Raw genomic sequence first — 26,068 nt, forward strand, 5'->3', positions numbered from 1 at the left:
CCCGGCCTACCGTCCCGGCTGATGCGACGGCTCCTGGCCTACGTGGCGCTGACCAAGCCCAGGGTGATCGAGCTGCTGCTGGTCGCCACGATTCCGACCATGCTGCTCGCCGACCGCGGCACGGTCGACATCCGCCTGATCCTGGCGACCCTGTTCGGCGGCTGGATGGGCGCGGCGAGCGCGAACACGCTCAACTGCGTCGCCGACGCCGACATCGACAAGGTCATGAAGCGCACCGCCAAGCGGCCGCTGGCCCGGGAGGCGGTGCCGACCCGCAACGCCTTCGTGTTCGGCGTCGTGCTCGGCGCGGGTTCTTTCGCCTGGCTGTGGTGGCAGGCCAATCTGCTCAGCGGCCTGCTCGTCGTCGCGACCATCCTGTTCTACGTCTTCGTCTACACCTTGGGCCTCAAGCGCCGCACCTCGCAGAACGTGGTGTGGGGCGGCGCGGCGGGCTGCATGCCGGCGTTGGTGGGCTGGTCGGCGGTGACCGGCGGCATCGGATGGCCCGCCGTCGCACTGTTCGGCGTCATCTTCTTCTGGACGCCGCCGCACACCTGGGCCCTGGCCATGCGCTACAAGGAGGACTACCGCGCGGCGGGCGTGCCGATGCTGCCGGTGGTCGCCACCGAGCGGGCCGTCACCAAGCAGATCGTCGTCTACACCTGGCTGACCGTGCTCACCACCCTCGCTCTGGTGCCCGCCACCGGTGTGATCTACGCGGCCGTGGCGCTGGTGGCCGGAGCGTGGTTCCTGCTCATGGCGCACCAGCTGTACGCGGGCGTGCGGCGCGGCGAATCGGTGAAGCCGCTGCGGCTGTTCCTGCAGTCGAACAACTACCTCGCCGTGGTGTTCTGCGGCCTCGCGGTGGACTCGGTGCTCGGCTGGGACACCATCGGCAGCTTCTTCAGCTGAGCGCGCCGATGTAGCCGTCCGGCCGGACGTGCACCCGGGTGCCCTCGCTCGCGGCGTAGGCCGCGTAGGCGTGCCCGTCGACGTCCACCACGTGCGGCCCGGCCACGTGCTCTCCAAGGCGCACCACCGCGTACGCATGCGGCACGGCCTCCGCTTGCGCGCCGAAGCTCAGCACCGTCGCGTGCGGCCCGCGGAACAGGTCGAACAGCCGGATGGGTCGTCCGTGCTCGTCCTTCACCGGCGCGTTGGGCGCCCGGTCGCCGACGGCCAGTTGCTCGCGCACGGCGGGGTCGCGGTAGCTGATGTCCAGTTGCCGGGTCTCCGCTCCGCGCTCCATCGCGTCCTCGTCGCCGTCGACCAGTTTGTCCAGCAGTGCGGAGCTGAGTCCGAGCACCTCGGCGGCCACGGTCCTGCGCTCGGCTTCGTAGCTGTCCAGGAGCGTGTCGTCACCGGAGAGCGCGGCGGCCAGCTTCCAGCCGAGGTTGTAGGCGTCCTGGATGCCGGTGTTCATGCCTTGACCGCCGGTGGGCGGGTGCGCGTGGGCGGCGTCCCCGGCGAGGAAGATCCGGCCGACGCGGAAACGCCGCGCCAGGCGGACATTCGGCCGCCATACGGTCACCCAGGTCAAGTCGGTAAGAGTGACGTCGTCGCGGCCGCAGAAGCGGTCCACGTACTCCTGGAGCAGCTCGAGGCTCGGCGGCGCGTCGCCGGTCAAGGGAGCGGCGAACTGGAACCGGCGCCCACCGGGCAACGGTGACAGCGCGATGCCATGCATAGGCTCGTCGGCGGCGGCGAACCAGTAGCCGAACTCGTGATCCAGCGCGTCGGCGCGCACGTCGCCGAGCAGCATGCGCAGCGATTCGTCGGTGCTGCCTTCGAACGGGATGCCGAGTGTCTTGCGCACGGTGCTCTTGCCGCCGTCCGCGCCGACCAGGTAGGCCGCGCGCACGATCTCCCGGGTGCTGTCGCGTTCGAGTGTGGCGGTGACGCCGTCGTCGTCCTGGGTGAAGCCGGTCAGCGTGGTACCGAGTTCCACGTATACGCCGAACTCGGCGAGCCGGTCGCGCAGGATGGCTTCGGTGCGGGACTGGCCGAGCACCCACAGGTTCGGGTAGGGGACGGCGGGGGTCGGCTCGACCGGCTCGCTCATTCTGCGTTCGGCCACGAACTGCCCGCCCAGGTGCACGCGCATCACCGGCGTCGGCATGCCTGCGGCCAGCACCGCGTCCGATACGCCCAGGTCGTCGAACACTTCGAGGGTGCGCGGCTGGATGCCGTCGCCGCGGGAGCCTGCGAAGAAGCTGGCCGCCCTGTCGACGATCCGGACCGGGATGTCCCGGCGAGCGAGATCGAGGGCGAGGGTGAGGCCGGTTGGTCCGGCGCCCGCGACGAGAACCAGCTGCGACACGTCGTACTCCTGATGAATCTTTATTCAGTGAATGTTGATTCAATTTGATGCTTGGTACGTTGCGTTGTCAAGGAGGTGAGGTGGGTGTCGCTGAGTCGCAAGGAGAAGTCCGCCGAAACCGAGCAGGCGTTGAAGGCCGCGGCCCTGCGCTTGTTCGCCGAGCGCGGCTACTTGAACACCAAGATCACCGACATCACGACGGCCGCCGGGCGGGCCGCCGGGTCGTTCTACAACCACTTCGCCGGTAAGGAAGAACTACTCCAGGCGCTGCTGAACGACCTGGCGGCGGCGGGGGACGAGCGCGCGGAGGGGCCCGACCACAACCCGGATTTCAGCGACCCGGAGGCGGTGCGCTATCACGTCGCCGGGTATTGGGCCTTCGCGCGAGAGCACGCGCCCGTGCTGCGCGCGGTGAACCAGGCTGCTCTGGTGAACGAGGAATTCGCGCAGATGCTCGCGCGCTTCGGCGTTCAGCAGCGCGCTGACATCGCCGACCATGTGGCCGGCTTCGCCGACAAGGGATTGCGGCTGCCGAGCACGGACGACGCCAGCCTGGCGATGATGTTCATGCTCACCCAGAGCCTGCTGGCCGCCGTGGAGGAAGGCAACGTCGAACTGACCGACGACCAGGCCGTCGAGGGCCTGACCCGCTTCATCTATCGCGGTCTCACCGGCCGCGACTACTGACGTCTGCGGTGGGCGGCCTGCCGGATCGCCCACCGCACGTGTTCACGGAAGCAGGACGATGGAACCGGTGGTCTTGCGGCCTTCCAGGTCGCGATGGGCGCGCTCGGCGTCGGCGAGCGGATAGGTCGCGCCGATCCGGATGTTCAGCGTGCCCTTGGCGATGGCGTCGAGGATGTCGCCCGCGCGCCAAGTGAGTTCGCTGCGGTCGCGGGTGTAATGCGCGAGGGTCGGACGGGTGACGAACAGCGAGCCCGCGGTGCTGAGCCGTTGCAGGTCGAACGGCGGCACCGGACCGCTCGCGCCGCCGAACAGGGCGAGCGTCCCGCGCACGCGCAACGCGGCGAGGCTCGATTCGAAGGTCGCCGCGCCGACGCCGTCGTAGGCCGCGGCCACGCCGACGCCATCGGTGAGGGCGCGCACCCGGTCGGCGAGATCGTCGCCGTAACGCAGCACCTCGGCGGCTCCCGCCGCGCGCGACAGCGTCTCCTTCTCGTCGGAGGAGACCGTGGTGATCACCCGGACGCCGCGTGTGTTGAGCAGCTGGGTGAGGATCAGACCGACGCCGCCCGCCCCCGCGTGCACCAGCACCGACTCGCCGGGTTCGGGTTTGTAGACGGACTCGATGAGATAGTGCGCGGTCATGCCCTGCAACAGCGCCGACGCGGCCGCCGGAGGGTCGACGCCGTCGGGCACCGGAATGGCGACCGCGGCGGGCACCGCGACCTTCGGCGCATAGCTGCCGGGTGCGGCGGCCCAGGCGACCCGGTCGCCGACCGCGAATTCGGTGACGTTCGCGCCGACCTCGGTGACGACGCCGGTGCCCTCCACTCCGGGGATGTAGGGCACGCTCTGCGGGTAGCGCCCGGTGCGGATGTAGGTATCGATGAAGTTGATGCCGATCGCCTGCGTGTCGACCAGCAGCTGGTCGGCCCCGACCTGCGGATCCGGCACCTCGACGTACTTCAGGACCTCGGGACCACCGTGTTCGGAAACCTGAATGGCGCGCATGAGTTCCAGTTCTACACCCGAGCGGCGGGCGCGGTGCCTACCGGTCGGTAAACTGCATGCCATGAGTGCTGAAACCGCCACGGCGCCGGAGAAGCTGTCGGGCGCCCTCGTGGAATCCGTCAAGGGGTTCGTCGCCGACCACGGGCGATCCGCCACGGCCGTGCTGCAGCCGATCGGCCGGGCCGGCGTGCGCGTCACCCTGGTCGGCTCCGATGGTGTGCTCGGTGACCGGGTCGTCCCGGACCTGGAGACCGCCAAGGCGCTGGTCGCCACCGTCGACGGTCTCACCGAGGCGGATGAATGGGATCGTGAGCTCACCTCGATCGTCACGCCGCGCAAGGGGCACTGGGCCAAGATGGCGGGCTGGGTCGCCAAGCAAGCGCGTTTCCCCAAGGCGCGCAACGAGAAGTGATCGTTGCATAGCCGGATGACGCTGCCCGGCCGGATCGGCGCGGTACTGACAGCCGGGTGGACAGCCCTTGTGGCAGCCGCGATTCCGGCGGTCGCGCAGCCGGAGACATCGTCCGCGCTGCGCGCCTGCACGCCGGGTGACTACCCGCCGTACTCGATCAGGGACGACGCGGGCGGCTACCGCGGCGTGGACGTGGATCTCGCGCGGGGTTTCGCCGCACTGCTCGGCCGTCCGATCGAGTTCGTGCCCGTGACCTGGGCGACGCTGCAGACCGACTTCGCCGAGCGCAACTGCGATGTCGCGGTCGGCGGCATTTCCGACCTGCCGTCGCGTCGCGCGTTCGCCGACTTCTCGATCACCTACGGGACCGACGGCAAGGCCCCGGTCACCCATCGCGCGAACGGCGCGGCGTACTCGACCGTCGCGGAGATCAACCGCCCCGAGGTGCGGGTGATCGCCAATCGCGGGGGCACCAACGAGGACTTCGCGCGCAAGCACTTCCCCGACGCGCAGCTCACCTTGTGGCCGGACAATCTGACGATCTTCGGTGAGATCGAGCAGGGCCGCGCCGACGTGTTCGTCACCGACTCGGTCGAGGGCCGCTACCGCGTACGTCAGCACCCCGACCTGCAAGTGCTGCATCCCGAAGCGCCGTTCGACTCGTTCGGCAAGGTGCTGCTGGTGCGCAAGAACGATCCGGTTCTGGCGGCCGTACTGGACGCCTACTTGACCACCCGGCTCGCGACCGGCGAAGTGGACCGGTTGTTCGACCAGTGGATCGGGCCGAACGCCACCGATCGCTGAGTGCGGATCGAGCAGGCCCACGCGGTGATGTCCGACGCGGGCGGTGGCACGGACTTCGCGGCAACCGGCTCGCGACTGATGTATTCGGCCACGCGCGATGCCCGGCGGCGAAACGAGCGGGTATGGCGAGCGGTAGGCGGCTGGACCGTTGGTCAGTTCGGCGTGGAGCGCTCGCGGCGCGGGTGCTCGAGGAGCGCTTTCCAGGCTGCCTGCCAAGGGAACAGGGGCAGGCGCGCTTCCCCGGTGCCCCGCTCGTGCGGCTCACCTTCGCCGATCACGATGGTGACGCCCCAGTCGGAAAGTTTGCGTATCCCTTCCTGGATCGCCGGAAAGCTGATCTGCGCGCGGTTCGAGTACGGCACGCCGACGATCGGCAGCCCCTTGCCCAGCCCTTCGACCAGCAGACCGAGCAGCAGCGTATCGGAGATTCCCGCAGCCCATTTGGCGATCGAATTGCCGGTGAGCGGGGCGGCGATGATGCCATCGGCGGGCGGCAGCACATCCGGCGTGCCCGGTTCCTTGTACTCGCTGCGCACGGGATAACCCGTCTGTGTCCTGATGGCGTCGACGTCGATGAACCCGATACCGGACGGCGAGGCGATCACGCACACCTCCCAGCCGTCGCCCTGCGCCGCCGCCACTAGCTTGCCGACGTCGCGAGCGGCTGGGGAGCCGGTCACCAGGGCGTACAGCACGGGCTTTCCATTGGCGTCCATGAATTCATCGTGTCACGCCACGAACGTGTCCGGGTGCGGCAGGGACCGGGCCACTCTGCTGTGCCCGCCCGGTCCTTCGTCGCCGAGGCCGTGATCGGGAGGTGGCTCCGCTCGGGTTATCGCGTTTCAACTGGATTGAAGGGTGAAGACCATCTGAAAGTCGGCATGACCAGGGGAAATGACATGTCCGTTGGTGGCCTGAAAGGCGCAATTCATGACAAGCTTGTACTGCCTGTCCAGCTGTAGATTCTTGACCACCGAATGCCATCGGTAGTCCTTCGGGATGGCGCTGTGGTGATCGTTGTAGTTCGAGACACCTTCGACGTATGCGCCGCATGCCATATCACCGACAATCAATCCCTGCACATAGGGTGAAAGCGTCAAAGACCAGATCAAACGGTTGCCACCATCGGGCTGCTGGAACGCATAGACGGCGTCCCCGGTGAACGTCCCGTGCTTCCCTTCGTATCGGTAGCTCGGCGCATTGGGCGTGAAGTCGGCATGACCCGGGACAGCATGAGCCGGGATCGCGGCAGCTGCGAGGATCGCCGAGAGTGCGGCGATCACGAAGGTCAGTCTCTTCGATGGACCGATTTTGCGCGGCATGTGAATTCCCCCTGTGGAATCGGTTCGATCTCGACATGGACCGGTAGGCCCTCGGCGATCGTGGTGATGTTCAGATCACCACGGGCATCCGACAGGTGGAACCACACGAGGGTGTTGTCCGCGTCATCGAGCTTGATCACGCCCGTACCGTTCCCCGGCTTCCAACGCCAAATGGTTCCGTTCTCCATCGTGCCCGTCTCCTGTCCTACATGGTCGGATGTAATGGTCCCTCGAAACCTGCTGTGCTGAAACATATTCAAACCGCCAACCGGTCGGGGAACCTCTTATGCATCGTCTATCGAAGGCGCAGGTGTGTGCTCAGGCTGGGATCGCGCCGATGCGTTTGGCGAGGCGGCCGAGGTCGCCGGTGGTGAGGTTGCGGTGGGCGGTGCGCATCATGTGGGTGACGAGTTCGCGGACGTGGGTCATGCCGCGGATCTGTTGGGGGGCGATGTGTTCGGCGTGCAGGAGGGCGTGCAGGCAGTTGCGGTGGTCTCGGCGCAGCGCGTGGGCGCGGCCGATTTCGACGAAGTATTGGGCTCGGCGGCCTCGGGCGGGGATGGTCCGGGGGTCGAGGGTGGGGGCGAGTTGGAGGACTCGGCCTGGTTCGCGTTGTTCCATTGCGGCGGACATGCGCCACAGGATGACGTTCGTCGCGTTGAAGGTGGGGTTGCGCAGCAGGGCGTTGTCCGCGTCGGCGTCCTCCAGTCGGGCGACCTGCTCGTCCGCTTCGTTCAGGTGGTCGGCCGGGTCACCGCCGAGTGCTGCGGTGACGAGCGCGGCTTGCAGATGCAGCATGCCGTAGGTTTCGATTTCCTCGACCGAGCGCACGTCCGGTGCCACCCGCTCGGCGGTCCTCTCGGCGTCTTGGAGTGCGGCAGGCAGAGTTCCAGGGCGGGCAAGGAGTGTCTGGCTTCGGGTGTAGGCGGCTGTCGCCGGGCCCGATGTGCCACCGATATTCTGCGTGGCGCGTTCGATTTCCTGCGCCGCTGTCCACGCCAGCGCCGGATATCCGCGCCGCGACGCCGACTGTGCCGTGAGATAGGCCGCGGCTGCCAGCGTGTCCCAGGAGCGGTGCAGGTCTATGCCGGTCGCGTCCCGAGTATGGCGATAGCAGTCGGTCAGTAGAGGCGCGAGCAGCGGCCCGAGCTTCGCGTAGTCGCACGCCCGCCTGAGATCGGCCGCGTATTTCGTCGCGGCCGTGAGTTCGTCCAGGCTTCGCGGTGGACCGGCCATCGTGGTGTTCCCGTGCGTCCAGAGCGCGGTTTCGATATCGGGCACCGCGGCGTGGAATCCGGCCGACGACGGGTCGAACCGGTCGTCTCGATCGCCGGTCAGATCACCGACCATGACGCCCAGCGCCTGGGCGAGGGCGTGCAGGGTCCGGCGGGAATCGATGGGTCGCTCACCGTTCTCGTATTTGGCGATCGCGCCCCGGCTGACGCCGACCCGGTCGGCCAGTACTTGCTGGGAGATGCCTCGGCGCGCGCGAATGGCGCGCACCTGTCGGCCGATGTACCGGCCCTCGTCTTTCCCCGGATCCTCGCCCATCGGCTCTCCCTCGCCGGATGCTGATCGAAACCTCATGCTAGACCCGTCGCCAGGTGTCCCGCAGCGGGACAGCGCCGGTGCGGTGGCCCGCCAAGCTTTTGCGTGCACTCGCCGTCGGACGGGGCGCGACCATGCGTGCGACGAGCCGGTCGCGCTCCCCGCGGGTGCTCACAACGCGATGAGCAGGGGAAGGCAAACATGATGCGGGGAAAGGCAATTGGTTTCGCGCGCCCGGATGCGTCCGGGACGCGCCGCGGTGCGGCAATCGTGGTGCGGGCGACTGGTGACCGATACGCATGTGGCGCGGTCCGCGTGCCGATGGTGCTCGGAAACGGTCCGCTGCTACCCCTGGCGAATGGATTGGCCCGCTATGGTTTTCGCGCGGAAATCGTGCGGTGTCCCGCTCGGCTCGGCGCGATGGCGGCGCTACTGCCGTGCGGACGTAACTCGCGCAGACCGGCTTCGCGCCGGCATCCCGGCGCGGCAGCGGGGGAGACCACGCGGTGAGCGAACCATGCCTTCCGGCGGCCGACACCCCGGCGAGCCGGTGCCTCTTCTACCGGCGGTGCGGGCTCGCGGCGGTCGTGCAACCCGAACTCGGGCGCATCGTCGTGCCCGCCGGACGGGTGGGTGCGATCACCATGCCCGCCCGGCTCGGGCAGGAGGTGAAAGCGCTGATGCAGGTCCGGCGCTGCGCGCTCGGGCCGATCATCTCGCATCCGCGCTCGGGACGCTGGACCTATCTGGTGCGGCCGGACCTGCCCGACGAAGTCGGCTTGTTCGCCGAACTGTTCCGCTCGAACGTCTCGGTGGCCCGCTACGGCGCGCAGATCGCGCTGCCCTCGCCCGCCGACCGGTCGCCGTGCTTCCGGGTGTGGGTCGAACCGCCCCGCGACACGTTCCGGCCGTCGGGCTCGGTCGTGGTCGCGGCGATTCGCCTTCGCACGGGGCGTCGAGGGTGACCGGGCCGGAGCACCGGTCGCCGCGACCGGACGAGCGGGATGTGCATCTCTCCGTGCAATTCCACGACGTGCGTCTGGATTTCGCGGCCTGCGCGACCGCCGCCGAGTTGTTCGTCCAGGAATGGCGCGCCCGTCACTACGAGGACGCGGTCACCGTGCTGCCGGACGATCCGACCGGACTACCCCGCCTGCCCAACGAGCGGTTGTTCCTCGATTCGTGAGCGGTGGAGGCGGCCGCGGCGTCCGAGCGCCGAGACGGGCTCACGAGAGTCCCGCCGTGGTCGTCGCGGGCCCGGCCGCGGTGCCGGTCCGGGCCGGGCGGCGCTGTACTTCGGCGATCCGCGCACCGCGATGGTCGCCGCCACGGCCTGCGCGGCGGGCCTGCTCAGGGCGCTGCCGACCCGGTCGGCTCAGCCCGCCGCCAACACTGCCGACGCTGTAGCGGTATCGGCGAATCATTCGCAAAGTAACGCGTCCGCTGCGTCTCATGCAGATGCGCTATCGCCCCCTTGCGGGGGCGATACCCTTGAACTGGGTAATTCGACGTCGAGGAGCTGATGGTGGAACACCTGCGAGGCAAGGGCGCGTCGTGCTCAGCCGTCGTATGACCGGCCTGGGCTGATTCCGAGCTACCGATGCGTGAACCGATCGATCTTGCCGATTCCGCTGAACGAACCCGCGCGGCGCTGGCCGCCGCCGTGGCGCGATTCTCGGAGGCTTGGGCATCCGGGGCCCCGCCCGATCTGACCGCCTTCCTGCCCCGGAAGCAAGCCGAACGGCGCACGACACTGATCGAATTGATCAAGGTCGACCTGGAATTCCGCTGGCTTCGCTTCGACTTCCCCAAGCGGCTGATCGACTACCGCGCGGAATTCCCCGAGCTGCGCAACGGCCCGTTTCCGGCCGATCTCGTCTACGAGGAATTCCACGCCATGCGCCGCCGCGATCGCGGCGGCGACGCCACCGATATGGCCGGAACCGCCACCGCCACGGCGGCCGGTTCCGACCGGGTCACCAGCGACTACCGCAGCACGATGATCGCTCGCCCGAGCGCCCAAGTCGCGCTCGACGCCATCGACGTCGGTGACCGGGTCGACGATTTCGACCTCCTGATGCGGATCGGCGTCGGCGCCTTCGCGCAGGTGTATCTTGCCCGGCAACAGTCGATGCAGCGACTGGTCGCGGTCAAGATCTCGCACAACCACGGCAACGAGCCGCAGACGCTGGCCCAGCTGGACCACGAGTACATCGTGCGCATCTTCGATCAGCGGCTCATCGCCGACGGCGAGCTGAAATTGCTCTACATGCAGTACCTGCCCGGAGGAACCCTGCTCGACGTATTGCGCTTGTCGCGCGTGACGCCGCACGAGCGCCGTGGTGGGCAATTGTTGCTCGACGCCATCGACCAGGTACTCGCCGACAAAGGCGAGGTCCGGCCGACGGAATCAGCCGTTCGGCTCCGGATCGCCGGACTGACCTGGCCGGAAACCGTCGTCTGGCTCGGGCGCAGGCTCGCGGAGGCGCTGCAGCACGCGTCCGACCGCGGGGTGCTGCACCGCGACATCAAACCCGCGAACGTGTTGCTGAGCGCCGAGGGAATCCCGAAACTGGCCGACTTCAACGTCAGCTTCAGCAACCGGGTGCGGGACACCAGCCCGCTGGCGTACTTCGGCGGATCGCTGGCGTACATGTCGCCCGAGCAGCTCGAAGCCTGCCACCCCGACCTGCCCGGCACCGCCGCGGAACTGGATACGCGCAGCGACATCTTCGCGCTGGCCGTCATGCTGTGGGAGCTGCTCACCGGGCGCCGTCCCTTCGCGGACGAGACATCCGCGGGCGATTCGCAGACGTCGCTGGCCCGCATGATCGAACTGCGGCGCAGACCCATCCATCCGGCGTTCCTATCGGACCTCCCGCCGGACTGCCCCATGGCACTGCGCCGGGTCCTGCTCGAGTGCCTGTCGCCCGACCGGGCGGACCGCTACTCGTCCGGTTCGGAATTGGCGCAGCAACTCGACCTGTGCATGGAGCAGCGGGCCCGCGATCTGGTCTATCCGCCTCCGCGCAGCTGGCGCGCGCGTCTCGCGCGTAGGCCCACTCCCATCCTGTGGTTGTCCTCGCTGGTCGGCGTCGGCTTGGCGACGATCTATATGGCCGTGCATGTTCAGGAACTGATCAGAGAGCGCCTGCCCGACACCACCAACGCGCAGCTCAACATGGGCGTGTACGTTTTCGTCCTCATCGCAGGCCCGCTGTCCATCGTCATCTACGCGTACATGTCACGTGATCTGCTCGCGGTTCCGCGCGGCTTGCGCGCGGGCAGACACTACGACGAGGCACTGCTCGCGCGCGTGCGGTCGCGAACACTGTTCTGGGGCGATATGTGTGCGCTGAACACCTTTCAGACCGGGCTCACGGCGACGGTGACCGGTGTGTTCCTGTGCCTGTGGCTCACCGACCTGCCGGCGCGACTGGTGGTCCACGCGGCGACGACCGTTCTGATGGCGGCCGTCATCTCCGTCGCCTACACGTTCTTCCTGTCGACGTTCTACATCGTCCGCTGCGTCTATCCGCTCTACTTCCGCTACAGCCGCACGACGACGCACGACTTCCGCGTCATCCGCACGCTGCGCCGGAGAACCACGATCTACCTCGCGGTCACCGCGTCCGTGCCGCTGGTCGGGGTGCTGGCCGGATTCAGCCTGCTCGAACCGGAGGAACTTCCGCTGGTGCGCGATTCGGTCCTGGGATTGTGCGCCGTCGGCGGACTGGCGTTCGTCGCCGTGTACTGGCTGTACCGGACGCTCGACGCGGACCTGCGCGCACTCCAGCGCGTGGTCAGGAGACCGGTGGAAACCACGCGCTGACGCGCGACTCAGCCGTCGCGGGGTCGGTCGCGCCGGTGCTCGCCTCCCCAGTGCACCAGCCCGGTCGCGATGGCCAGATAGAGGACGATGGCGGCGACCACCAGGACGCCGTAATCCGACGTCCACCCCGGAATCCGGGTCAGTGTGGCAAGCGCGGCGACCACCATCGTCAGGCCCAGGACCTCCGCGACCGGACCGAGGGGCGTGAGGTCCGCGTTCCGAGGTCCGCGAGGCGACCTGTTCGCAACGTCCGATGTCCTACCGCTCACGACAGATGACCAGCGGGCTCGACGCGTGGTGCAGCAGACTCTGGCTCGTCGACCCGGTGAGAAGCCCGGTGAGGCGGTTGTGTCCGCGACTGCCGGTCACCACCAGCTGCGCCTGCTCGCCGTGTTCGAGCAGTGCCTGCGCGGGCGTGGCCTTCACGACCACCTTGGTGACCGTGACGTCCGGGTACTTCTCGCTCCATCCGGCCATGCGCTCGGACAGCAGTTCCTCCTCTTGCTGGGCGAGCGTGTCCCACGCGTCGGGCACCGGGGTCCATTGCAACAGGTCGGGGTCGTTCCACGCGTGCAAGGCGGTCACTTCGACGCCCAGCGTGGACGCGAGCTCGAACGCTTGCCCCACCGCGGCGGACCCGCCAGGGCTTCCGTCGACGCCGACGAGCACGGGCCGTTCGTCCGGCTCCGGCCGGTCGAGCCTGCCCCGCCAGACAGTCACCGGACATGTCGCCTTGTTCGCGACCGTGAGCGCGGTGGAACCCAGCAGCAGCGTGGAGAGCCGGTCCTGGAACTTCGCCGCGACGACGACCATGCGCGCGTTCGCGCTGTGCCGGATCAACTCACGCGCGGGCGAGCCGTCCTCCACGACCCGCCGGATCTCGAGGTCCGGCTGCTCGGCGTGTACGGCCTCGAACGCTTCCAGGACTTTTTGCTTCGCCGCCGCTCGGAGTTCGGGCAATAGGTTCACCTCGGCCAAGGCCGAGGAGGTCAGCGGGTAGTCGAGCGCGGGAACCACGCCGAGCAGCGTCAACGGGGCGTGCTGTCGATTCGCGATGGCTCCGGCCCAGCGCGCTGCTCCCACAGCGGTCGGGCTGCCGTCGATACCGACGACGATCGACTGACGGTCTGCTGATGCGCTCATTTCGGCTCCGATTGCGGCTGCGACAAGGTCGACTCCAACATTCGCAGTCTCCGCCCGTCCGCACCGGGGGCGGTGGCCCTCGATGGTCGGGACCAAAGACCTTCACCGGGCAGGCTTCCACCGCCCGAGCCGGATCGGGCTATCGAGCGAACCGGGCGACCGCCCGCCGGACGGCAGCGCCCATGGCCGAGCTTCCGGTATGCCCGGCACCATCGATGACCTGCAGTTCCGCGTCGGGCCATGCCTGGGCCAGCTGCCAGGCGGTGTACAGCGGGGCGCTCAGGTCGAGTCTGCCGTGGATCAGCACGCCGGGAATGCCCGTCAGCCGATGCACGTCGCGCAGCAGCTGCCCGTCCTCCAACCAGGCGGCGTTGGCGAAGTAATGCGTGCAGATCCGCACGAAGGCCAGCAGGGCGGCGTCCGGCTTCGCGCTGTATTGCCCGGGGCTGCCCTGGTTCTCGTGCGCGATCACGGCGTCCTCCCACGCGCACCACCGCCGCGCCGCCGCCTCGCGGGTCGCCGCGTCGGGGCATTCCATCAGCCTCCGGTAGGCGTCGACGAGATCGCCGTGGCGGTCGGCCGGCGGGACGCCGGTGCGGAAGGTCTCCCACTGCTCGGGCAGCAGGCGGGCGACGCCGCGGTAGAGCCAGTCGATCTCCTCCGGCCGGGTCATCGTCACCCCGGCCAGCACGATCTCGCTGACCCGCAACGGGTAGCGCTGCGCGTAGGCGAGGATCAGCGTCGAGCCCCAGGAACCGCCGAAGAGCAACCAGCGGTCGATGCCGAGGTGTTCGCGCAGGCGTTCCATGTCCGCGATGAGGTGCTGGGTGGTGTTGTGCGTGAGGTCGACCGCCGGGTCGGAGGCGTGCGGGAGGCTCTCGCCGCACCCGCGCTGGTCGAACAGGACGATCAGGTAGGCCGCCGGATCGAAGGTCCGGCGCGATCCGCGGCTTCCGCCGCTGCCGGGCCCGCCGTGCACGACCAGCGCCGGTTTGCCGTAGGGATTACCGCTGGTCTCCCAATAGATCCGCTGACCGTCACCGACGTCGAGCAGGCCGTGGGCGTATGGCTCGATATCGGGAAAAGGCTGCGGCGCTTCGGATTGCGAGTCTGGCGTGGACACGATCGACCAGGCTACCGTCGAGCGCGGCGCACCGCCCGGCTGGTCGGCGCGCGGGGCGTGCGCAGCTCAGGCGGTCTGCGCGGCGGGGTCCGGCTTCGGGGCGGTGACCCGCTCCCGGGTGCGCAGGGAAGCCCACAGCGCGGCGGTGGCGGCGGTGCACGCCGCGGCCCCGCCCACGTGCACCACGACCAGCGCCGCGGGGACGTCGGTGAAGTACTGCACGACGCCGACCAGCGCCTGCGCGCAGACCAGGCCGAGCAGCGCGAACAGTCGGGTGCGCACGGCGGGCGCGATGCCGACCGCGAACAGGCCGAACGCCAAGCCGATCAACAGCGCGAGATAGCCGACCAGCAGCTGCGAGTGCAGATGCACCAGGGTGACGATCTCGACCTGCAAGCGCTCGACCGGACGCTCGATGCTCTTGTCGCCCGCGTGCGGACCGGCGGCGGTCACCAAGGTGCCCGCCACCAGGACCGCGGCCAGTGTGATTCCGACCAGCACGGTGAGCCCGCGCAGCGGCGCGGGAGCCTGCACGGTGTCGATGCCGTCGTCGGGTTCGCCGATCTTCGCGTACAGCACCACCGCGAGCCACACCATCACCATCGATGCGAGCAGGTGCGTCGAGACGGTCCACCACAGCAGCCCGGTGCGGACCGTGATGCCGCCGATGATCGCCTGCACGACGGTGCCGCCGGGCATCAGCCACGCGTACACCAGCACTTCGCGGCGGCGGCGCGCCTTGGTCACCGCCAGCACGATCGCCGCTGCGCACAGCGTGACCACGAAGGTGAGCAGCCGGTTGGAGAACTCGACCGCCTGATGGAGGGCGGGCACTTCCGACACCGCGACAGGGGTGAAACTGCCGGGGAAGCACTGTGGCCAGGTGGGGCAGCCGAGCCCGGACGCCGTGACGCGCACGACCGCGCCGGTCACCGAGATCCCGGCCTGGGACAGGATGACCGCGAGCGCGATCAGGCGCTGCGCTCGCAGTGAGGGCAGCGGCAGCTTGTCGACGAGTCGCAAGAACGCGCGATACAGCACGTCGAAAATGGTAGCCGGGCCGGATCCGGCGACTTCACCCGGTCTACTACATTTCGTCGTTGAGTCTGCCTGCCGTGCTGGAAGTGCCGCTCGCACAGCCACCGCACCGTGCAGCGTCCGGAATTCAGTGGAAGCGGAACAGGCGGGTGGCGGCAACCCCCGACACCGCGCCCCACACCGCGAGTACAGCGATCCCGAACCAGTCGACGCTGGTATGCATCGCGCTCTCCAGCGCTTCGGCCAGCGCCCCCGACGGCACCAGGCGGGCGAGCACGCTCACCACTGCGGGCAAGTCGTCGGCGGCGAACACGATGCTGGCGACGCCGAGCATGACGAACCACAGGATGTTCGCCAGCGCGAGCACCACCTCGGCCTTGAGCGTGCCGCCCAGCAGCAGGCCCATCGCCGCGAACGTGGCGGTGCCGAGCGCGATCACCGCCGCGCCCAGCAGCAGCCCGACGGGCTGCGGCCGCCAGCCCAGCGCGAAGCCGATCAGGCCGAGCAGGACGGCTTGCAGCACCACCACGATGAGCACGGCCGCGCTCTTGCCCGCGATGACGCCCCACCGCGGCAGCGCCGTCGCGCCGAGCCGCTTGAGCGCACCGTAGCGCCGGTCGAAGCCGACCGCGATGGCTTGACCGGTGAACGCGGTGGACATGACGGCCACCATCATCACCGCGGGCACGATCTTGTCCACCCGACGCGTGCCCAGATCACCGAACGGCAGCAGGCTCAGGCCGACCAGCAGGGTGATCGGGATGAACATGGTCAGCAGCAGTTGTTCGCCGTTGCGCAGCAAGAGGATCAGCTCGAGCCGGGTCTGCGCGAGCAGCATCGCGGCGCGGGTGCTCGGCCGCGGGCCGGGGGTGAAGGTGCCCGGCGCGAAACGGTTGGCGGTCCGGTCGTGCTCGCTCATCCGCGCAGGTCCCGTCCGGTCAGTTCGAGGAAGACGTCTTCGAGGCGACGCTGGTCGATCCGGATGTCGGTGGCCAGCACGTTCATTCGCGCGCACCACGCCGTGACGGTCGCGAGCACTTGCGGATCGATCTCGCCCTCCACCAGATACGTGCCCGGTGTGGTCTCCCGGGGCGCGAACCCCTCGGGCAGGGCGTTGGCCAGCAATTCCAGGTTCAGTTTGGGCGGCGCGCAGAACCGTAGCTGCCCCGCCGCCCCGTGCGCGGTGACCTCGGCCGGGGTTCCGGAGGCGACGATACGGCCGTGATCGATGATCACCAGCTGGTCGGCGAGTTGCTCGGCCTCGTCCATCATGTGCGTGGTCAGCACGACGGTCACCCCGTCGCGGCGCAGGGCATCGATCAGCTCCCAGACGATCAACCTGGCCTGGGCGTCCAGTCCCGCGGTCGGTTCGTCGAGGAACACGATCTCCGGCCTGACCACCAGCGCGCAGGCCAGCGCCAGGCGCTGCTGCTGACCGCCGGAGAGGCGGCGATAGGGGGTGCGCCGGTTGTCCTGGAGACCGAGTGTGCGCAGCAACCAGTCGGGGTCGAGCGGATCCGCGGAATAGGCGGCCACCAGATCGAGCATCTCGCCCGCGCGCGCACCGGGATACGCGCCGCCGCCCTGGAGCATGACGCCGATGCGGGGGCGCAGCCGTTCGGAATCGGCGACCGGGTCCAGGCCGAGCACCCGCACCGAGCCCGCGTCCGGCGTGGTGAATCCCTCGCACATCTCGACCGTCGTGGTCTTGCCCGCGCCGTTGGGGCCCAGCAGCGCGAGCACCTGCGCCTGCTGTACCTCGAAGGTCAGGCCGTCCACCGCCGTGGTCTCGCCGTAACGCTTGACGACGCCGGCGACGCTGACGGCGGGTCCGGAGGGTGCGCTCACGATGTCACACCGTAGGAGGCGGACACCTGTGACGGAGCCGACACCCCCGTCTGCCCGCGCCAGGGCAGCGAATTGCGCGTGATCACGATGAACAGCACCCCGACGATCACGGTGGCGATCGCGGCGCCCACGATCTGGAACACTTCGAGATCGGCTCCGCGCGGCATCAGGATCACGCTGACGATGCCGGAGAACGCCACCGCGGGCACCCGGAACACCGGCCGGGTCGCCCAGGCCGCCATCGGCACGATCGCCCACAGCAGATACCAGGGCTGCACCACCGGGAACAGCAGCACGATCGCGCCGAGCGCCACGCCCAGCGCGCCGACCGGATGCAGGCGGCCGGTGCCGGTGGCCACCAGCATGCGCACCGTGAAGAAGCCCGCGACCACCGCCGCGATCGGGCGGGTGATGCTCAGCAGCGCGGTGGTGTGATCGCCCAGCCCCAGCAGCACACCGCCGAATCCGGTGATGATGCCGAGCGCGGTCGGCAGCGACATCCAGCTGCGCACCGCGTTCGCGGTGTTCAGCGTGTAGATCCAGCCGAAGCCCAGGCCGCTCACCGAACTGATGAACAACGTGGTGCCGATGGCGATCGCGCCCAGCATGGCGGCCGCGATGGCGACCGTGCGCAGCGAAGCGCCCCAACGCCGCGCCAGCGCCATCCCGACGAACCCGAGCACGATGATCGAGGTGAACTTGATCGATGAGGACAGCGTGATGATGATCGCCCCGCCGATCAGCCAGGCGTAGGCGCGGCCGTCGAACGGATGGGTGTCCTCGATGGCGCGCAGGCAGAACTCCAGTCCGGCCAGCATCAAGCCGAGCATGAGCGCGTCGTTGTGCACGCCGCCCACCAGATGGAACAGCACCAGCGGGTTCGCCGCGCCGAGCCACAGCGCGCTCACCGCCGCGACGCCGCAGCGCGCCGACAGCCGGGGCAGCGCCCAGACGATCAGCGCGACGCCACCGAGCGCGAGGACCCGGTGCACCCAGACGCCCGCGATGATGTTGTCCCCGGTCAGTTCGGCGATGCCCCGGCCGATCCAGAGGAACAGCGGACCGTAGGGCGCGGGGGTGTCGCGCCAGATGGTCGGGACGTTGTTGGTGAGCACGTTGTCGATCCCCAGGCCGGCGACCGGCCCTTCCTCGTAGGGATCGATGCCGCGCGCGGCGATCTCGCTCTGCGCCAGATACGAGTAGACGTCATTGCTGAACAGCGGGGGAGCGACGCTGAGCGGGATGAGCCACAGCAGCAGTGTGCGATCCATCTGCGAGCGGGTCAGCCGGTGGACGGGGGAGCCGCCGATGCCGCCGACGGCGAACCGGCCCAGCAGCAGCCAGGCCAGCACGACCACGACGGTGCCGGTCATGCACATGGCCAGTGAGCCGGTGTGGGCGCGGGCGAAGATGCCGAGCACGCGGACGCCGGACGTGGGGTTCTGGTGCACCGGCTGCGCGCCGATGCCCAGCGCGCTGATCGCCATCAGCACCGTGCCGGTCGCGCCCATCAGGCGGATCCGGTCGAGCTGCGCCAGCTCCTTGCGATCGAGACCGGGCACCTCGGACTCGTCGCGGTGCAGCACCGCGATGGTGTGATCGGCCGCGGGCACGTCGAGTCCGAGTGCCCGGCGCCCGAAAGCCAGTGTCCTGCGCCGCGCGCCCTCCAGTACCGCCACGCAACGCAGCCTAGTGGGTGCGCGCATCCCGGTATGTCGCGTCGATGTCAGCCGGGACGAGGCGGGTCGGCGTGTCGATGGAGACCTCGTCGGGGCGTCGCAGCCATTCCGACAGCAAGGCGCGTTCGGCGTCGGTGAGCATCGGCAGTTCGGGTGCGGCGGCGCGTAGCGCTGCCCTGGTCGTGTCGCGCGCGGAAAGAGCGGGACCGTCCGTCAGGACCGCGTGGGCCACCGCCTCGTACATCGCCTCGGCAAGCCCGAGGTCACGCTGTTGTGGCGGGACGGACAACAGCGCCAGCGCGGCGCCGGTCCCGGCGGCGTGGATGAGCTCGACGGCGCGGCGTTCGCCGACCCGGAGCCGACCGGCGGCGGCGACGCGGCGCACCCGCTCGCGCAGCACCCGCAGCCCGGCGGCCGCTGCCGGTGAGGCGGTCCCGCGCCGCGGGTCGGCGAGCATCGCGAAGACCGCCGGGTTGGTCAGGGCGAAGTCGATGTGCATGTCCCAACCGGCGTGCAGATCGACCACCGGGTCGTCCTCCTGCTCGACCAGCGTCTTGCCGGCCACGTAGGTCGCGAAAACGTGTTCGGCGACGGCATCGAGCAAGGCGTCCTTGTCCTCGAAGAACCGGTAGATGGTCGGCGCCTGCATGCCGGCCGCGCGGGCGACCGCGCGGGTGGTGACCGCGTCCGGACCCTGTTCCCGCAACAGCCGCGCCGCCACCTCCACGATCCGCTCCCGCGTCTCGTGCCTGCTCGCGCTGCTCGACCTCGACTCCACCATGCGGCGATTCTAACCGCTGCTAATATCGGCGTTGTTATCACTGATAACAACGTTGATAAGGAGAAGTGATGATCATCGTTACCGGCGCGACCGGGCTCCTCGGCTCCCGGATCGTCGAGGGACTGCTGGAGCGGGTACCGGCCGACCGAGTGGGCGTCAGCGTCCGCGAGATCGGCCGGGCCGGTGAACTGGCCGCCCGCGGCGTGCGGGTGCGGCGCGGCGACTTCACCGACCCGCGATCCCTGGCCGAGGCCTTCGAAGGCGCGACCCAAGTGCTGATCGTCTCGGCCGACCTCACGGGCGAGGCGGCCGTCGCGGCGCACGTCGCGGCGATCGACGCCGCGCGCGCTGCGGGCGCCGGGCGCATCCTGTACACCAGCCACCAGGCCGCCGCCGCCGATTCGGTGTTCGCGCCCATGCCGGACCACGCCGCGACCGAGCGGTATCTGGCAACGACCGGCACACCGTTCACCGCGCTGCGCAACGGGTTCTACGCCGCCACCGTCCCGCTCCTGCTCGGCCCTGCGCTGGACACCGGTGAACTCCGCGCCCCGGCCGATGGCCCCGTCTCCTGGACCACCCATGCCGACCTCGCCGAAGCGGCGGCGATCATCCTCGCCGACGAGGGCCGGTTCGACGGGCCGACTCCGCCCCTGGCCGCACCGGACGCCCTCGACCTCGGCGACATCGCCGCCCTCCTCACCGAACGGACCGGGCGAACGATCCGCCGCGTCGTCGTCGAGGACGCCGAATGGGCTGCCTCCCTGATGGCTCACGGCGTCCCCGACGAGCGGGCCGCCCTGCTGCTGGGCATGTTCCGGGCTGCGCGCCGCGGGGAATTCGCCACTACGGCAGGCGAACTCGAAAACCTGCTCCAGCGCCCCGCCGAACCGGTTCGTTCGGTCCTGAAGGGAGTCGCGAACCAGTGACCACGATCTCCTCGCCGCGCCGCCGGCCTCGGTCACGGCGGCGCGGCGAGAAGTGATCCGAGCACTTCGCCCACCGGCCGGGCTCCCGCGGGCATTCCGCGTCGAGAACGGACCCCGCTCGTTCCGCCCGGACCCGTGCCGTGCACACGGCACAATCGACGCATGGTTTCGGAGTCCAGGCGGCGGATCGAGGTGGCCGCCTCCGGGCTGCTGGCGCGGCACGGGTATCACGGGTTCGGTCTGAAGGCGTTGAGCGAGGCGGCCGAACTGCCGTACGGCTCGATCTACCACCATTTTCCCGGTGGCAAGGAGGAGATCGCGGTCGCGGCGATCACCGGGACGGGGGTGCTCACCGGCCGGATGATCCGGCAGGCGCCGACCGACGTGTTCGCCACTTTGGCCACGTTGTTCGAGTTCATGGTGGGCAAGCTGGCGGACTCCGAATGGACCGACGGGTGCCCGATCGGGACACCCGCACTGGACGGCGGCAGTGACGTGGAAGCGGTGCGCTCGGCGTGTGTGCGCGCCTTCGACACCATGGAGCAGGCGTTCGCCGGGTTGCTCGCCGAACTCGGGCTGCGCGGGGAAGAGGCGGCGGAGCTGGCCGCCACGGTGGTCGCCGCCTACGAGGGGGCGACGATCCTGGCCCGCATCCGGCAGTCGGACGTCCCGCTGCGCACGGTGGCGAAGTCGATGGAGCGGCTCATCCGGTCGACGTTCGCGGCGGCGGGGATCGGGACCACCGCGGGGGACGGGGCGGCGGTCGAAACCGAAGCACGCGAGCACGCGGAGCCGGCGGAGACTCTTGACTAGAAAGAACGTTCTAGCGACACTCGGACGATGAAGCGTCTGATGCTGACCGGCCCCGGTGCGATGCGCTGGGAAGAACATCCGGAACCCGTGCTGAGCGGGCCCGGCCAGGCGCTGGTCCGGCCGGTCGCGCTGGCCACCTGCGACCTCGACCCGGCCGTCCTGCGCGGCGCGTTCCCACTGCCCGGGCCGTATCCGTTCGGGCACGAGGGAGTCGCCGAAGTGGTCGAGGCCGGGCCGGAGGTCCGCGGCGTCGCGGTGGGCGACCTGGTGGTGGTGCCGTTCCAGATCTCCTGCGGCGTTTGCCCGCCCTGTGCGCGTGGGCGGACCGGGAACTGCGCGAGCCATCCGCGCCTGTCCAGTTTCGGTCTCGGCCCCATGGGCGGGTTGGACTGGGGCGGGCTGTGGGCCGACCTGGCGCTGGTGCCACACGCCGACGCCATGCTGGTGCGGTTGCCCTCCGGCGTCGACCCGGCCGCGGTAGCCAGCGCCAGCGACAACATTCCGGACGCCTATCGCTCGGTCGGGCCGCAATTGGCCGCGGATCCTGCCGCCGAAGTGCTGGTGATCGGCGGCCTCGCCGCACCGTCCATCGGTTTGTACGCCGCCGGGCTCGCGGTCGCGCTGGGCTCCGCCCGCGTCGTCTATCTCGACGACTCCGTCGAGCGGCTGAACATCGCGCAGTCCTTCGGCGCGGAGGCGATCGAAGGCCCGCGCGACGCGCGGGTCGGGCGTTTCCGGATCGTGGTGGAGGCGGCGGGTGAGCCGAGGGCGCTGCGCGCGGCCATCGATGCCACGGCATACGACGGCTGGTGCACGAGCGTCAGCGTCCAGTTGCAGGACGTGGCCCTGCCGATCCTGGACATGTACGCCCGGTGCTGCACCTTCCATACCGGTCGCGCGCACGCGCGCCCCGTCATCCCCGAGGTGCTCGAACTGGTCGCGGCCGGTCGCTTCGATCCGTCGCTGGTCACCACCGCGACGGCGGTGTGGGACGAGGCGGTGGACGCGCTGCTGGAGACGCCGATGAAACTGGTCGCGGTGCGCTGAGCGTCTGTGACGAACAGCACTGCGGGTCGTCGCCGTCCTGCGACGACCGCGCCGCGGACGTGGTGCCGGGAGCCGGAGCTTCCCCCGCATGCCCGGCGATCGGTTCCGATCGACGTTTTCTCTGCGCAGGTCAGCTGGGGAGGTGGGCGCGGAGTGGGCGTTTCTACGGGTGGGCGATTGTCCGGGCCTGCGGCGCGCGCCTGTCCGCTGTGCCGGAATGCCCGCAGGTCGATCGGGCCGCTGACTCAGGGCACCCTTATTAGATTTCGGGAACGAATTCCGCCACACTGATGTTGTGAAAACCGTGGGTTTGCGGAGGAACGACGAAGGGGCCGGCCGCCGGGCCGGTGCCGGGTCGGCTGCTGCCCCCGCGACGGTCGGCGGCGAAGGACACACCCGAGCGGCCATCGTCCAGCTGCTGCTGGAGGAAGGACCGATCACCGCCACCGCGATCGGGAACAGGCTCGGCCTGGCACCGGCGGGTGTGCGCAGGCATTTGGACGCCCTGATCGATTCAGGTCAGGCGCGAGCCGGCCGATCGGCGCCCTGGCAGCAGAAAGGCCGGGGCCGCCCGGCCAAGCAGTACCAGCTCACCGCCGCCGGACGCGGCCAGCTCGGCCACGCCTACGACGATCTGGCGGGGGCCGCGATCCGGCAGCTCGGGGAGATCGGCGGCGAACAGGCCATCACCGAGTTCGCCCGCAAACGAGCACGCACTATCGTGGCCGGGATCGAACCGGTCGGCGAGCACACCACGGAACAGACCGAGGCCAAAGCCGAGGAGATCGCCGAGGCGTTCACCGACGCGGGGTTCGCCGCCACCACCCGCAAGGTGGGCGCGGGCGTGCAGATCTGCCAGCACCACTGCCCCGTGGCGCACGTCGCCGAGGAGTTCCCGCAGCTGTGCGCGGCGGAGCTCGAGGCGTTCCGGGAGCTGCTCGGCACCCATGTGCAGCGGCTGGCCACGATCGCCAACGGCGACTGCGCGTGCACCACGCACGTGCCGCTGCTCGTGCTGCCCGCCGACCGCACCAGAACTTCAGCACCAACCGCTGCACAGCCCGCAGCGGTACGAACGAACGACTCCGGAAGGAGTGCCGAATGACGACGACCACCGACCAGGTGCAACCGCTCACCCAGGAAGAGGCCATTGCCTCACTGGGCAAATACGGTTACGGCTGGGCCGATTCGGATGTGGCCGGCGCCAGCGCGCAACGAGGTCTGTCCGAGGCGGTTGTCCGCGACATCTCGGCGAAGAAGAACGAGCCGGAATGGATGCTCGAACAGCGGCTGAAGGCCCTGCGTATCTTCGATCGCAAGCCGATGCCGCTGTGGGGCTCCAACCTCGATGGCATCGACTTCGACAACATCAAGTACTTCGTCCGCTCCACCGAGAAGCAGGCCGCTTCCTGGGACGAGCTGCCCGAGGACATCAAGAACACCTACGACAAGCTGGGCATCCCCGAGGCGGAGAAGCAGCGGCTGGTCGCCGGTGTGGCCGCGCAGTACGAGTCCGAGGTGGTGTACCACCAGATCCGCGAGGACCTGGAGGCCCAGGGCGTGATCTTCCTGGACACCGACACCGGGCTCAAGGAGCACCCGGAGATCTTCCAGCGGTACTTCGGCTCGGTGATCCCCGCGGGCGATAACAAGTTCTCCGCGCTGAACACCGCGGTGTGGTCGGGCGGCTCGTTCATCTACGTGCCGCCGGGCGTGCACGTGGATATCCCGCTGCAGGCCTACTTCCGGATCAACACCGAGAACATGGGCCAGTTCGAGCGGACCCTGATCATCGTCGACGAGGGCGCGTACGTGCACTACGTCGAGGGCTGCACCGCGCCGATCTACAAGTCCGACTCGCTGCACTCCGCGGTGGTGGAGATCATCGTGAAGAAGGGCGGCCGCTGCCGCTACACCACCATCCAGAACTGGTCGAACAACGTCTACAACCTGGTCACCAAGCGGGCCAAGGCCGAGGCGGGCGCGACCATGGAGTGGATCGACGGCAACATCGGCTCCAAGGTCACCATGAAGTACCCCGCGGTCTGGATGACCGGGGAGTACGCCAAGGGCGAGGTGCTCTCGGTGGCGTTCGCCGGCGAGGGCCAGCACCAGGACACCGGCGCGAAGATGCTGCACCTCGCGCCGCACACCTCCTCGACCATCGTGTCGAAGTCGGTGGCGCGCGGCGGCGGCCGGGCCTCCTACCGCGGCCTGGTCCAGGTGAACAAGGGCGCGCACGGCTCGAAGTCGACGGTGAAGTGTGACGCGCTGCTGGTGGACACGATCAGCCGCTCGGACACCTACCCGTACGTGGACATCCGCGAGGACGACGTGACCATGGGGCACGAGGCGACCGTCTCGAAGGTCTCCGAGGATCAGCTGTTCTACCTGATGAGCCGCGGCCTCACCGAGGACGAGGCGATGGCGATGGTGGTGCGCGGCTTCGTCGAGCCGATCGCCAAGGAACTGCCGATGGAGTACGCCCTCGAACTGAACCGCCTGATCGAACTGCAGATGGAAGGAGCCGTCGGCTGATGGCCGTGGACAACGTCGCCGAAGCCGCCGAGGCTCGTACCCCCGCGATCAACAAGGGCGAGGTCTTCACCTCGTTCGACGTCAACGCCTTCGAGGTGCCTTCCGCCAAGGACGAGGCGTGGCGGTTCACCCCGTTGCGCCGCCTGCGCGGCCTGCAGGACGGCACCGCGGTCCGCGACGGCCGCGCGACCGTCGAGGTCGCCGCGTCCGAGGGCGTGACGGTCGAGACGGTCGACCGCTCCGACGCGCGGCTCGGCACGGGCGGCGTGCCGTCCGATCGCGTGGCCGCGCAGGCCTACTCGGGCTTCGAGCAGGCCACCGTCGTGTCGGTGGGCAAGGAGGTCGAGGTCGCCGAGCCGGTGACCGTCACGATCACCGGCCCCGGCGAAGGCAAGACCGCCTACGGCCACTTGCAGATCCGGTTGGACCGCTTCGCCAAGGCGACCGTGGTCATCGACCAGCGCGGCAGCGGAACCTACGCCGAGAACGTCGAATTCGTGCTCGGTGATTCGGCCTCGCTGACCGTCGTCGCCGTCCAGGACTGGGCCGACGACGCCGTACACGCCACCGCCCACCACGCGAAGCTCGGTCGCGACGCCACCCTGCGGCACACCTCGGTCACCCTCGGCGGCGACCTGGTGCGCCTGACCGGCAACGTCCGCTACGACGGTCCCGGCGGCGACGCCGAACTGCTCGGCCTCTACTTCGCCGACGCGGGTCAGCATTTCGAGCAGCGCCTGCTGGTCGACCACGCGGTGCCGAACTGCAAGTCGAACGTGCTGTACAAGGGCGCGCTGCAAGGCGACCCGCACTCGCCCAAGGGCGACGCCCGCACCGTGTGGGTCGGCGACGTGCTCATCCGCGCCGCCGCCGAGGGCACCGACACCTTCGAGGTGAACCGCAATCTGGTGCTCACCGACGGCGCGCGGGCGGACTCGGTGCCGAACCTGGAGATCGAGACCGGCGAGATCGTCGGAGCCGGACACGCTTCCGCGACCGGCAGGTTCGACGACGAGCAGCTGTTCTACCTGCGTGCCCGCGGCATTCCGGAGGACGCCGCCCGCCGCCTGGTGGTGCGCGGTTTCTTCCACGAGATCATCCAGAAGATCGCGGTGCCCGAGGTCCGGGAGCGGCTGGAGGCGGCCATCGAGGCCGAACTCGCCGCCATCGGCGCCTGATCAACGACCCCCATACCT

27 protein-coding genes are annotated in these 26,068 nt (G+C 69.3%); 13 read left to right on the forward strand and 14 right to left on the reverse strand.

The window, feature by feature from the left end:
* Positions 1 to 21: 21 nt before the first annotated feature.
* Positions 22 to 912, forward strand: coding sequence for a heme o synthase (locus ACWEKR_RS29255; protein ID WP_228829121.1), 891 nt, complete (start codon positions 22 to 24; stop codon positions 910 to 912).
* Here ACWEKR_RS29255 and ACWEKR_RS29260 read toward each other — a convergent pair.
* Positions 905 to 2,320, reverse strand: a complete 1,416-nt coding sequence (locus tag ACWEKR_RS29260; RefSeq protein ID WP_452357180.1) for an FAD-dependent monooxygenase — start codon at positions 2,318 to 2,320, stop codon at positions 905 to 907. The two genes, ACWEKR_RS29255 and ACWEKR_RS29260, sit on opposite strands and share 8 nt — an antisense overlap.
* Positions 2,321 to 2,404: 84 nt before the next feature.
* Here ACWEKR_RS29260 and ACWEKR_RS29265 point away from each other — a divergent pair, with 84 nt between their 5' ends.
* Positions 2,405 to 3,007, forward strand: coding sequence for a TetR/AcrR family transcriptional regulator (locus ACWEKR_RS29265; RefSeq protein ID WP_452357181.1), 603 nt, complete (start codon positions 2,405 to 2,407; stop codon positions 3,005 to 3,007).
* A gap of 42 nt (positions 3,008 to 3,049) precedes the next feature.
* Here ACWEKR_RS29265 and ACWEKR_RS29270 read toward each other — a convergent pair whose 3' ends face one another.
* Complete coding sequence (locus tag ACWEKR_RS29270) at positions 3,050 to 4,015, reverse strand: quinone oxidoreductase family protein (protein ID WP_452357182.1); 966 nt, start codon at positions 4,013 to 4,015, stop codon at positions 3,050 to 3,052.
* 61 nt (positions 4,016 to 4,076) lie between these two features.
* Between ACWEKR_RS29270 and ACWEKR_RS29275 the strand changes: the two genes are divergently transcribed.
* Entirely contained in the window at positions 4,077 to 4,427 is a 351-nt protein-coding gene (locus ACWEKR_RS29275) for a hypothetical protein (RefSeq protein WP_195083510.1), read from the forward strand.
* Positions 4,428 to 4,442: 15 nt separating this feature from the next.
* Complete coding sequence (locus ACWEKR_RS29280; RefSeq protein ID WP_452357183.1) at positions 4,443 to 5,231, forward strand: transporter substrate-binding domain-containing protein; 789 nt, start codon at positions 4,443 to 4,445, stop codon at positions 5,229 to 5,231.
* A 152-nt stretch (positions 5,232 to 5,383) separates the two neighbouring features.
* Here the strand turns inward: ACWEKR_RS29280 and ACWEKR_RS29285 are convergent, their stop codons facing one another.
* The 4 genes from ACWEKR_RS29285 to ACWEKR_RS29300 form a co-directional block, all read right to left on the reverse strand.
* A complete protein-coding gene (locus tag ACWEKR_RS29285) occupies positions 5,384 to 5,947 on the reverse strand; it encodes a flavoprotein (RefSeq protein WP_452357184.1) in 564 nt (187 codons plus the stop codon).
* Between the two features lie 126 nt (positions 5,948 to 6,073).
* A complete protein-coding gene (locus ACWEKR_RS29290) occupies positions 6,074 to 6,514 on the reverse strand; it encodes a hypothetical protein (RefSeq protein ID WP_452357185.1) in 441 nt (146 codons plus the stop codon).
* A gap of 5 nt (positions 6,515 to 6,519) precedes the next feature.
* Entirely contained in the window at positions 6,520 to 6,741 is a 222-nt protein-coding gene (locus ACWEKR_RS29295; RefSeq protein ID WP_452357186.1) for a hypothetical protein, read from the reverse strand.
* A gap of 130 nt (positions 6,742 to 6,871) precedes the next feature.
* Positions 6,872 to 8,104: a helix-turn-helix domain-containing protein gene (locus tag ACWEKR_RS29300; protein ID WP_452357187.1), complete on the reverse strand. Its 1,233-nt coding sequence runs from the start codon at positions 8,102 to 8,104 to the stop codon at positions 6,872 to 6,874.
* Between the two features lie 503 nt (positions 8,105 to 8,607).
* Here ACWEKR_RS29300 and ACWEKR_RS29305 point away from each other — a divergent pair.
* The 3 genes from ACWEKR_RS29305 (at position 8,608) to ACWEKR_RS29315 (ending at position 11,933) form a co-directional block, all read left to right on the forward strand.
* Positions 8,608 to 9,066, forward strand: a complete 459-nt coding sequence (locus ACWEKR_RS29305; RefSeq protein ID WP_452357188.1) for a DNA-directed RNA polymerase subunit beta — start codon at positions 8,608 to 8,610, stop codon at positions 9,064 to 9,066.
* A 41-nt stretch (positions 9,067 to 9,107) separates the two neighbouring features.
* A complete protein-coding gene (locus tag ACWEKR_RS29310) occupies positions 9,108 to 9,287 on the forward strand; it encodes a hypothetical protein (protein ID WP_195083503.1) in 180 nt (59 codons plus the stop codon).
* 414 nt (positions 9,288 to 9,701) lie between these two features.
* Positions 9,702 to 11,933 carry a serine/threonine-protein kinase gene (locus ACWEKR_RS29315; protein WP_452357189.1) on the forward strand — a complete coding sequence of 744 codons (2,232 nt, stop codon included), beginning with the start codon at positions 9,702 to 9,704 and terminating at the stop codon, positions 11,931 to 11,933.
* Between the two features lie 8 nt (positions 11,934 to 11,941).
* Here the strand turns inward: ACWEKR_RS29315 and ACWEKR_RS29320 are convergent, their stop codons facing one another.
* From ACWEKR_RS29320 to ACWEKR_RS29355, 8 genes are all read right to left on the reverse strand, one after another.
* On the reverse strand, positions 11,942 to 12,100 hold the full coding sequence (locus ACWEKR_RS29320; RefSeq protein WP_452357190.1) for a hypothetical protein: 159 nt from the start codon (positions 12,098 to 12,100) through the stop codon (positions 11,942 to 11,944).
* Between the two features lie 91 nt (positions 12,101 to 12,191).
* Positions 12,192 to 13,076 (reverse strand): universal stress protein, encoded by an 885-nt coding sequence (locus ACWEKR_RS29325; protein WP_452357191.1) that lies wholly within the window; start codon positions 13,074 to 13,076, stop codon positions 12,192 to 12,194.
* A gap of 139 nt (positions 13,077 to 13,215) precedes the next feature.
* Complete coding sequence (gene pip / locus ACWEKR_RS29330; RefSeq protein WP_452357192.1) at positions 13,216 to 14,199, reverse strand: prolyl aminopeptidase; 984 nt, start codon at positions 14,197 to 14,199, stop codon at positions 13,216 to 13,218.
* A 66-nt stretch (positions 14,200 to 14,265) separates the two neighbouring features.
* Positions 14,266 to 15,240, reverse strand: a complete 975-nt coding sequence (locus tag ACWEKR_RS29335) for a COX15/CtaA family protein (RefSeq protein WP_452357193.1) — start codon at positions 15,238 to 15,240, stop codon at positions 14,266 to 14,268.
* A gap of 124 nt (positions 15,241 to 15,364) precedes the next feature.
* Entirely contained in the window at positions 15,365 to 16,156 is a 792-nt protein-coding gene (locus ACWEKR_RS29340) for an ABC transporter permease (protein WP_452357194.1), read from the reverse strand.
* A complete protein-coding gene (locus ACWEKR_RS29345) occupies positions 16,153 to 17,085 on the reverse strand; it encodes an ABC transporter ATP-binding protein (RefSeq protein ID WP_452357195.1) in 933 nt (310 codons plus the stop codon). The genes ACWEKR_RS29340 and ACWEKR_RS29345 overlap by 4 nt, the downstream gene beginning before the upstream one ends.
* Positions 17,082 to 18,791: a polyprenol phosphomannose-dependent alpha 1,6 mannosyltransferase MptB gene (gene mptB / locus ACWEKR_RS29350; RefSeq protein ID WP_452357196.1), complete on the reverse strand. Its 1,710-nt coding sequence runs from the start codon at positions 18,789 to 18,791 to the stop codon at positions 17,082 to 17,084. Before mptB ends, ACWEKR_RS29345 begins: the two co-directional genes overlap by 4 nt.
* On the reverse strand, positions 18,775 to 19,545 hold the full coding sequence (locus tag ACWEKR_RS29355; protein ID WP_452357197.1) for a TetR/AcrR family transcriptional regulator: 771 nt from the start codon (positions 19,543 to 19,545) through the stop codon (positions 18,775 to 18,777). The genes mptB and ACWEKR_RS29355 overlap by 17 nt, the downstream gene beginning before the upstream one ends.
* 68 nt (positions 19,546 to 19,613) lie before the next feature.
* Between ACWEKR_RS29355 and ACWEKR_RS29360 the strand changes: the two genes are divergently transcribed.
* From ACWEKR_RS29360 to sufD, 6 genes are all read left to right on the forward strand, one after another.
* Positions 19,614 to 20,474: an NmrA family NAD(P)-binding protein gene (locus ACWEKR_RS29360; RefSeq protein ID WP_452357198.1), complete on the forward strand. Its 861-nt coding sequence runs from the start codon at positions 19,614 to 19,616 to the stop codon at positions 20,472 to 20,474.
* A 162-nt stretch (positions 20,475 to 20,636) separates the two neighbouring features.
* Entirely contained in the window at positions 20,637 to 21,287 is a 651-nt protein-coding gene (locus tag ACWEKR_RS29365) for a TetR/AcrR family transcriptional regulator (RefSeq protein WP_452357199.1), read from the forward strand.
* A 27-nt stretch (positions 21,288 to 21,314) separates the two neighbouring features.
* Positions 21,315 to 22,334, forward strand: coding sequence for a zinc-dependent alcohol dehydrogenase (locus ACWEKR_RS29370; protein WP_452357200.1), 1,020 nt, complete (start codon positions 21,315 to 21,317; stop codon positions 22,332 to 22,334).
* Between the two features lie 295 nt (positions 22,335 to 22,629).
* On the forward strand, positions 22,630 to 23,439 hold the full coding sequence (locus tag ACWEKR_RS29375) for a helix-turn-helix transcriptional regulator (protein WP_452357201.1): 810 nt from the start codon (positions 22,630 to 22,632) through the stop codon (positions 23,437 to 23,439).
* A complete protein-coding gene (gene sufB, locus ACWEKR_RS29380; RefSeq protein WP_452357202.1) occupies positions 23,436 to 24,872 on the forward strand; it encodes a Fe-S cluster assembly protein SufB in 1,437 nt (478 codons plus the stop codon). The genes ACWEKR_RS29375 and sufB overlap by 4 nt, the downstream gene beginning before the upstream one ends.
* Positions 24,872 to 26,050, forward strand: a complete 1,179-nt coding sequence (gene sufD / locus ACWEKR_RS29385) for a Fe-S cluster assembly protein SufD (RefSeq protein ID WP_452357203.1) — start codon at positions 24,872 to 24,874, stop codon at positions 26,048 to 26,050. The genes sufB and sufD overlap by 1 nt, the downstream gene beginning before the upstream one ends.
* The last annotated feature ends 18 nt before the right edge of the window (positions 26,051 to 26,068 follow it).

The sequence above is a fragment of the Nocardia sp. NPDC004573 genome, assembly GCF_053602135.1.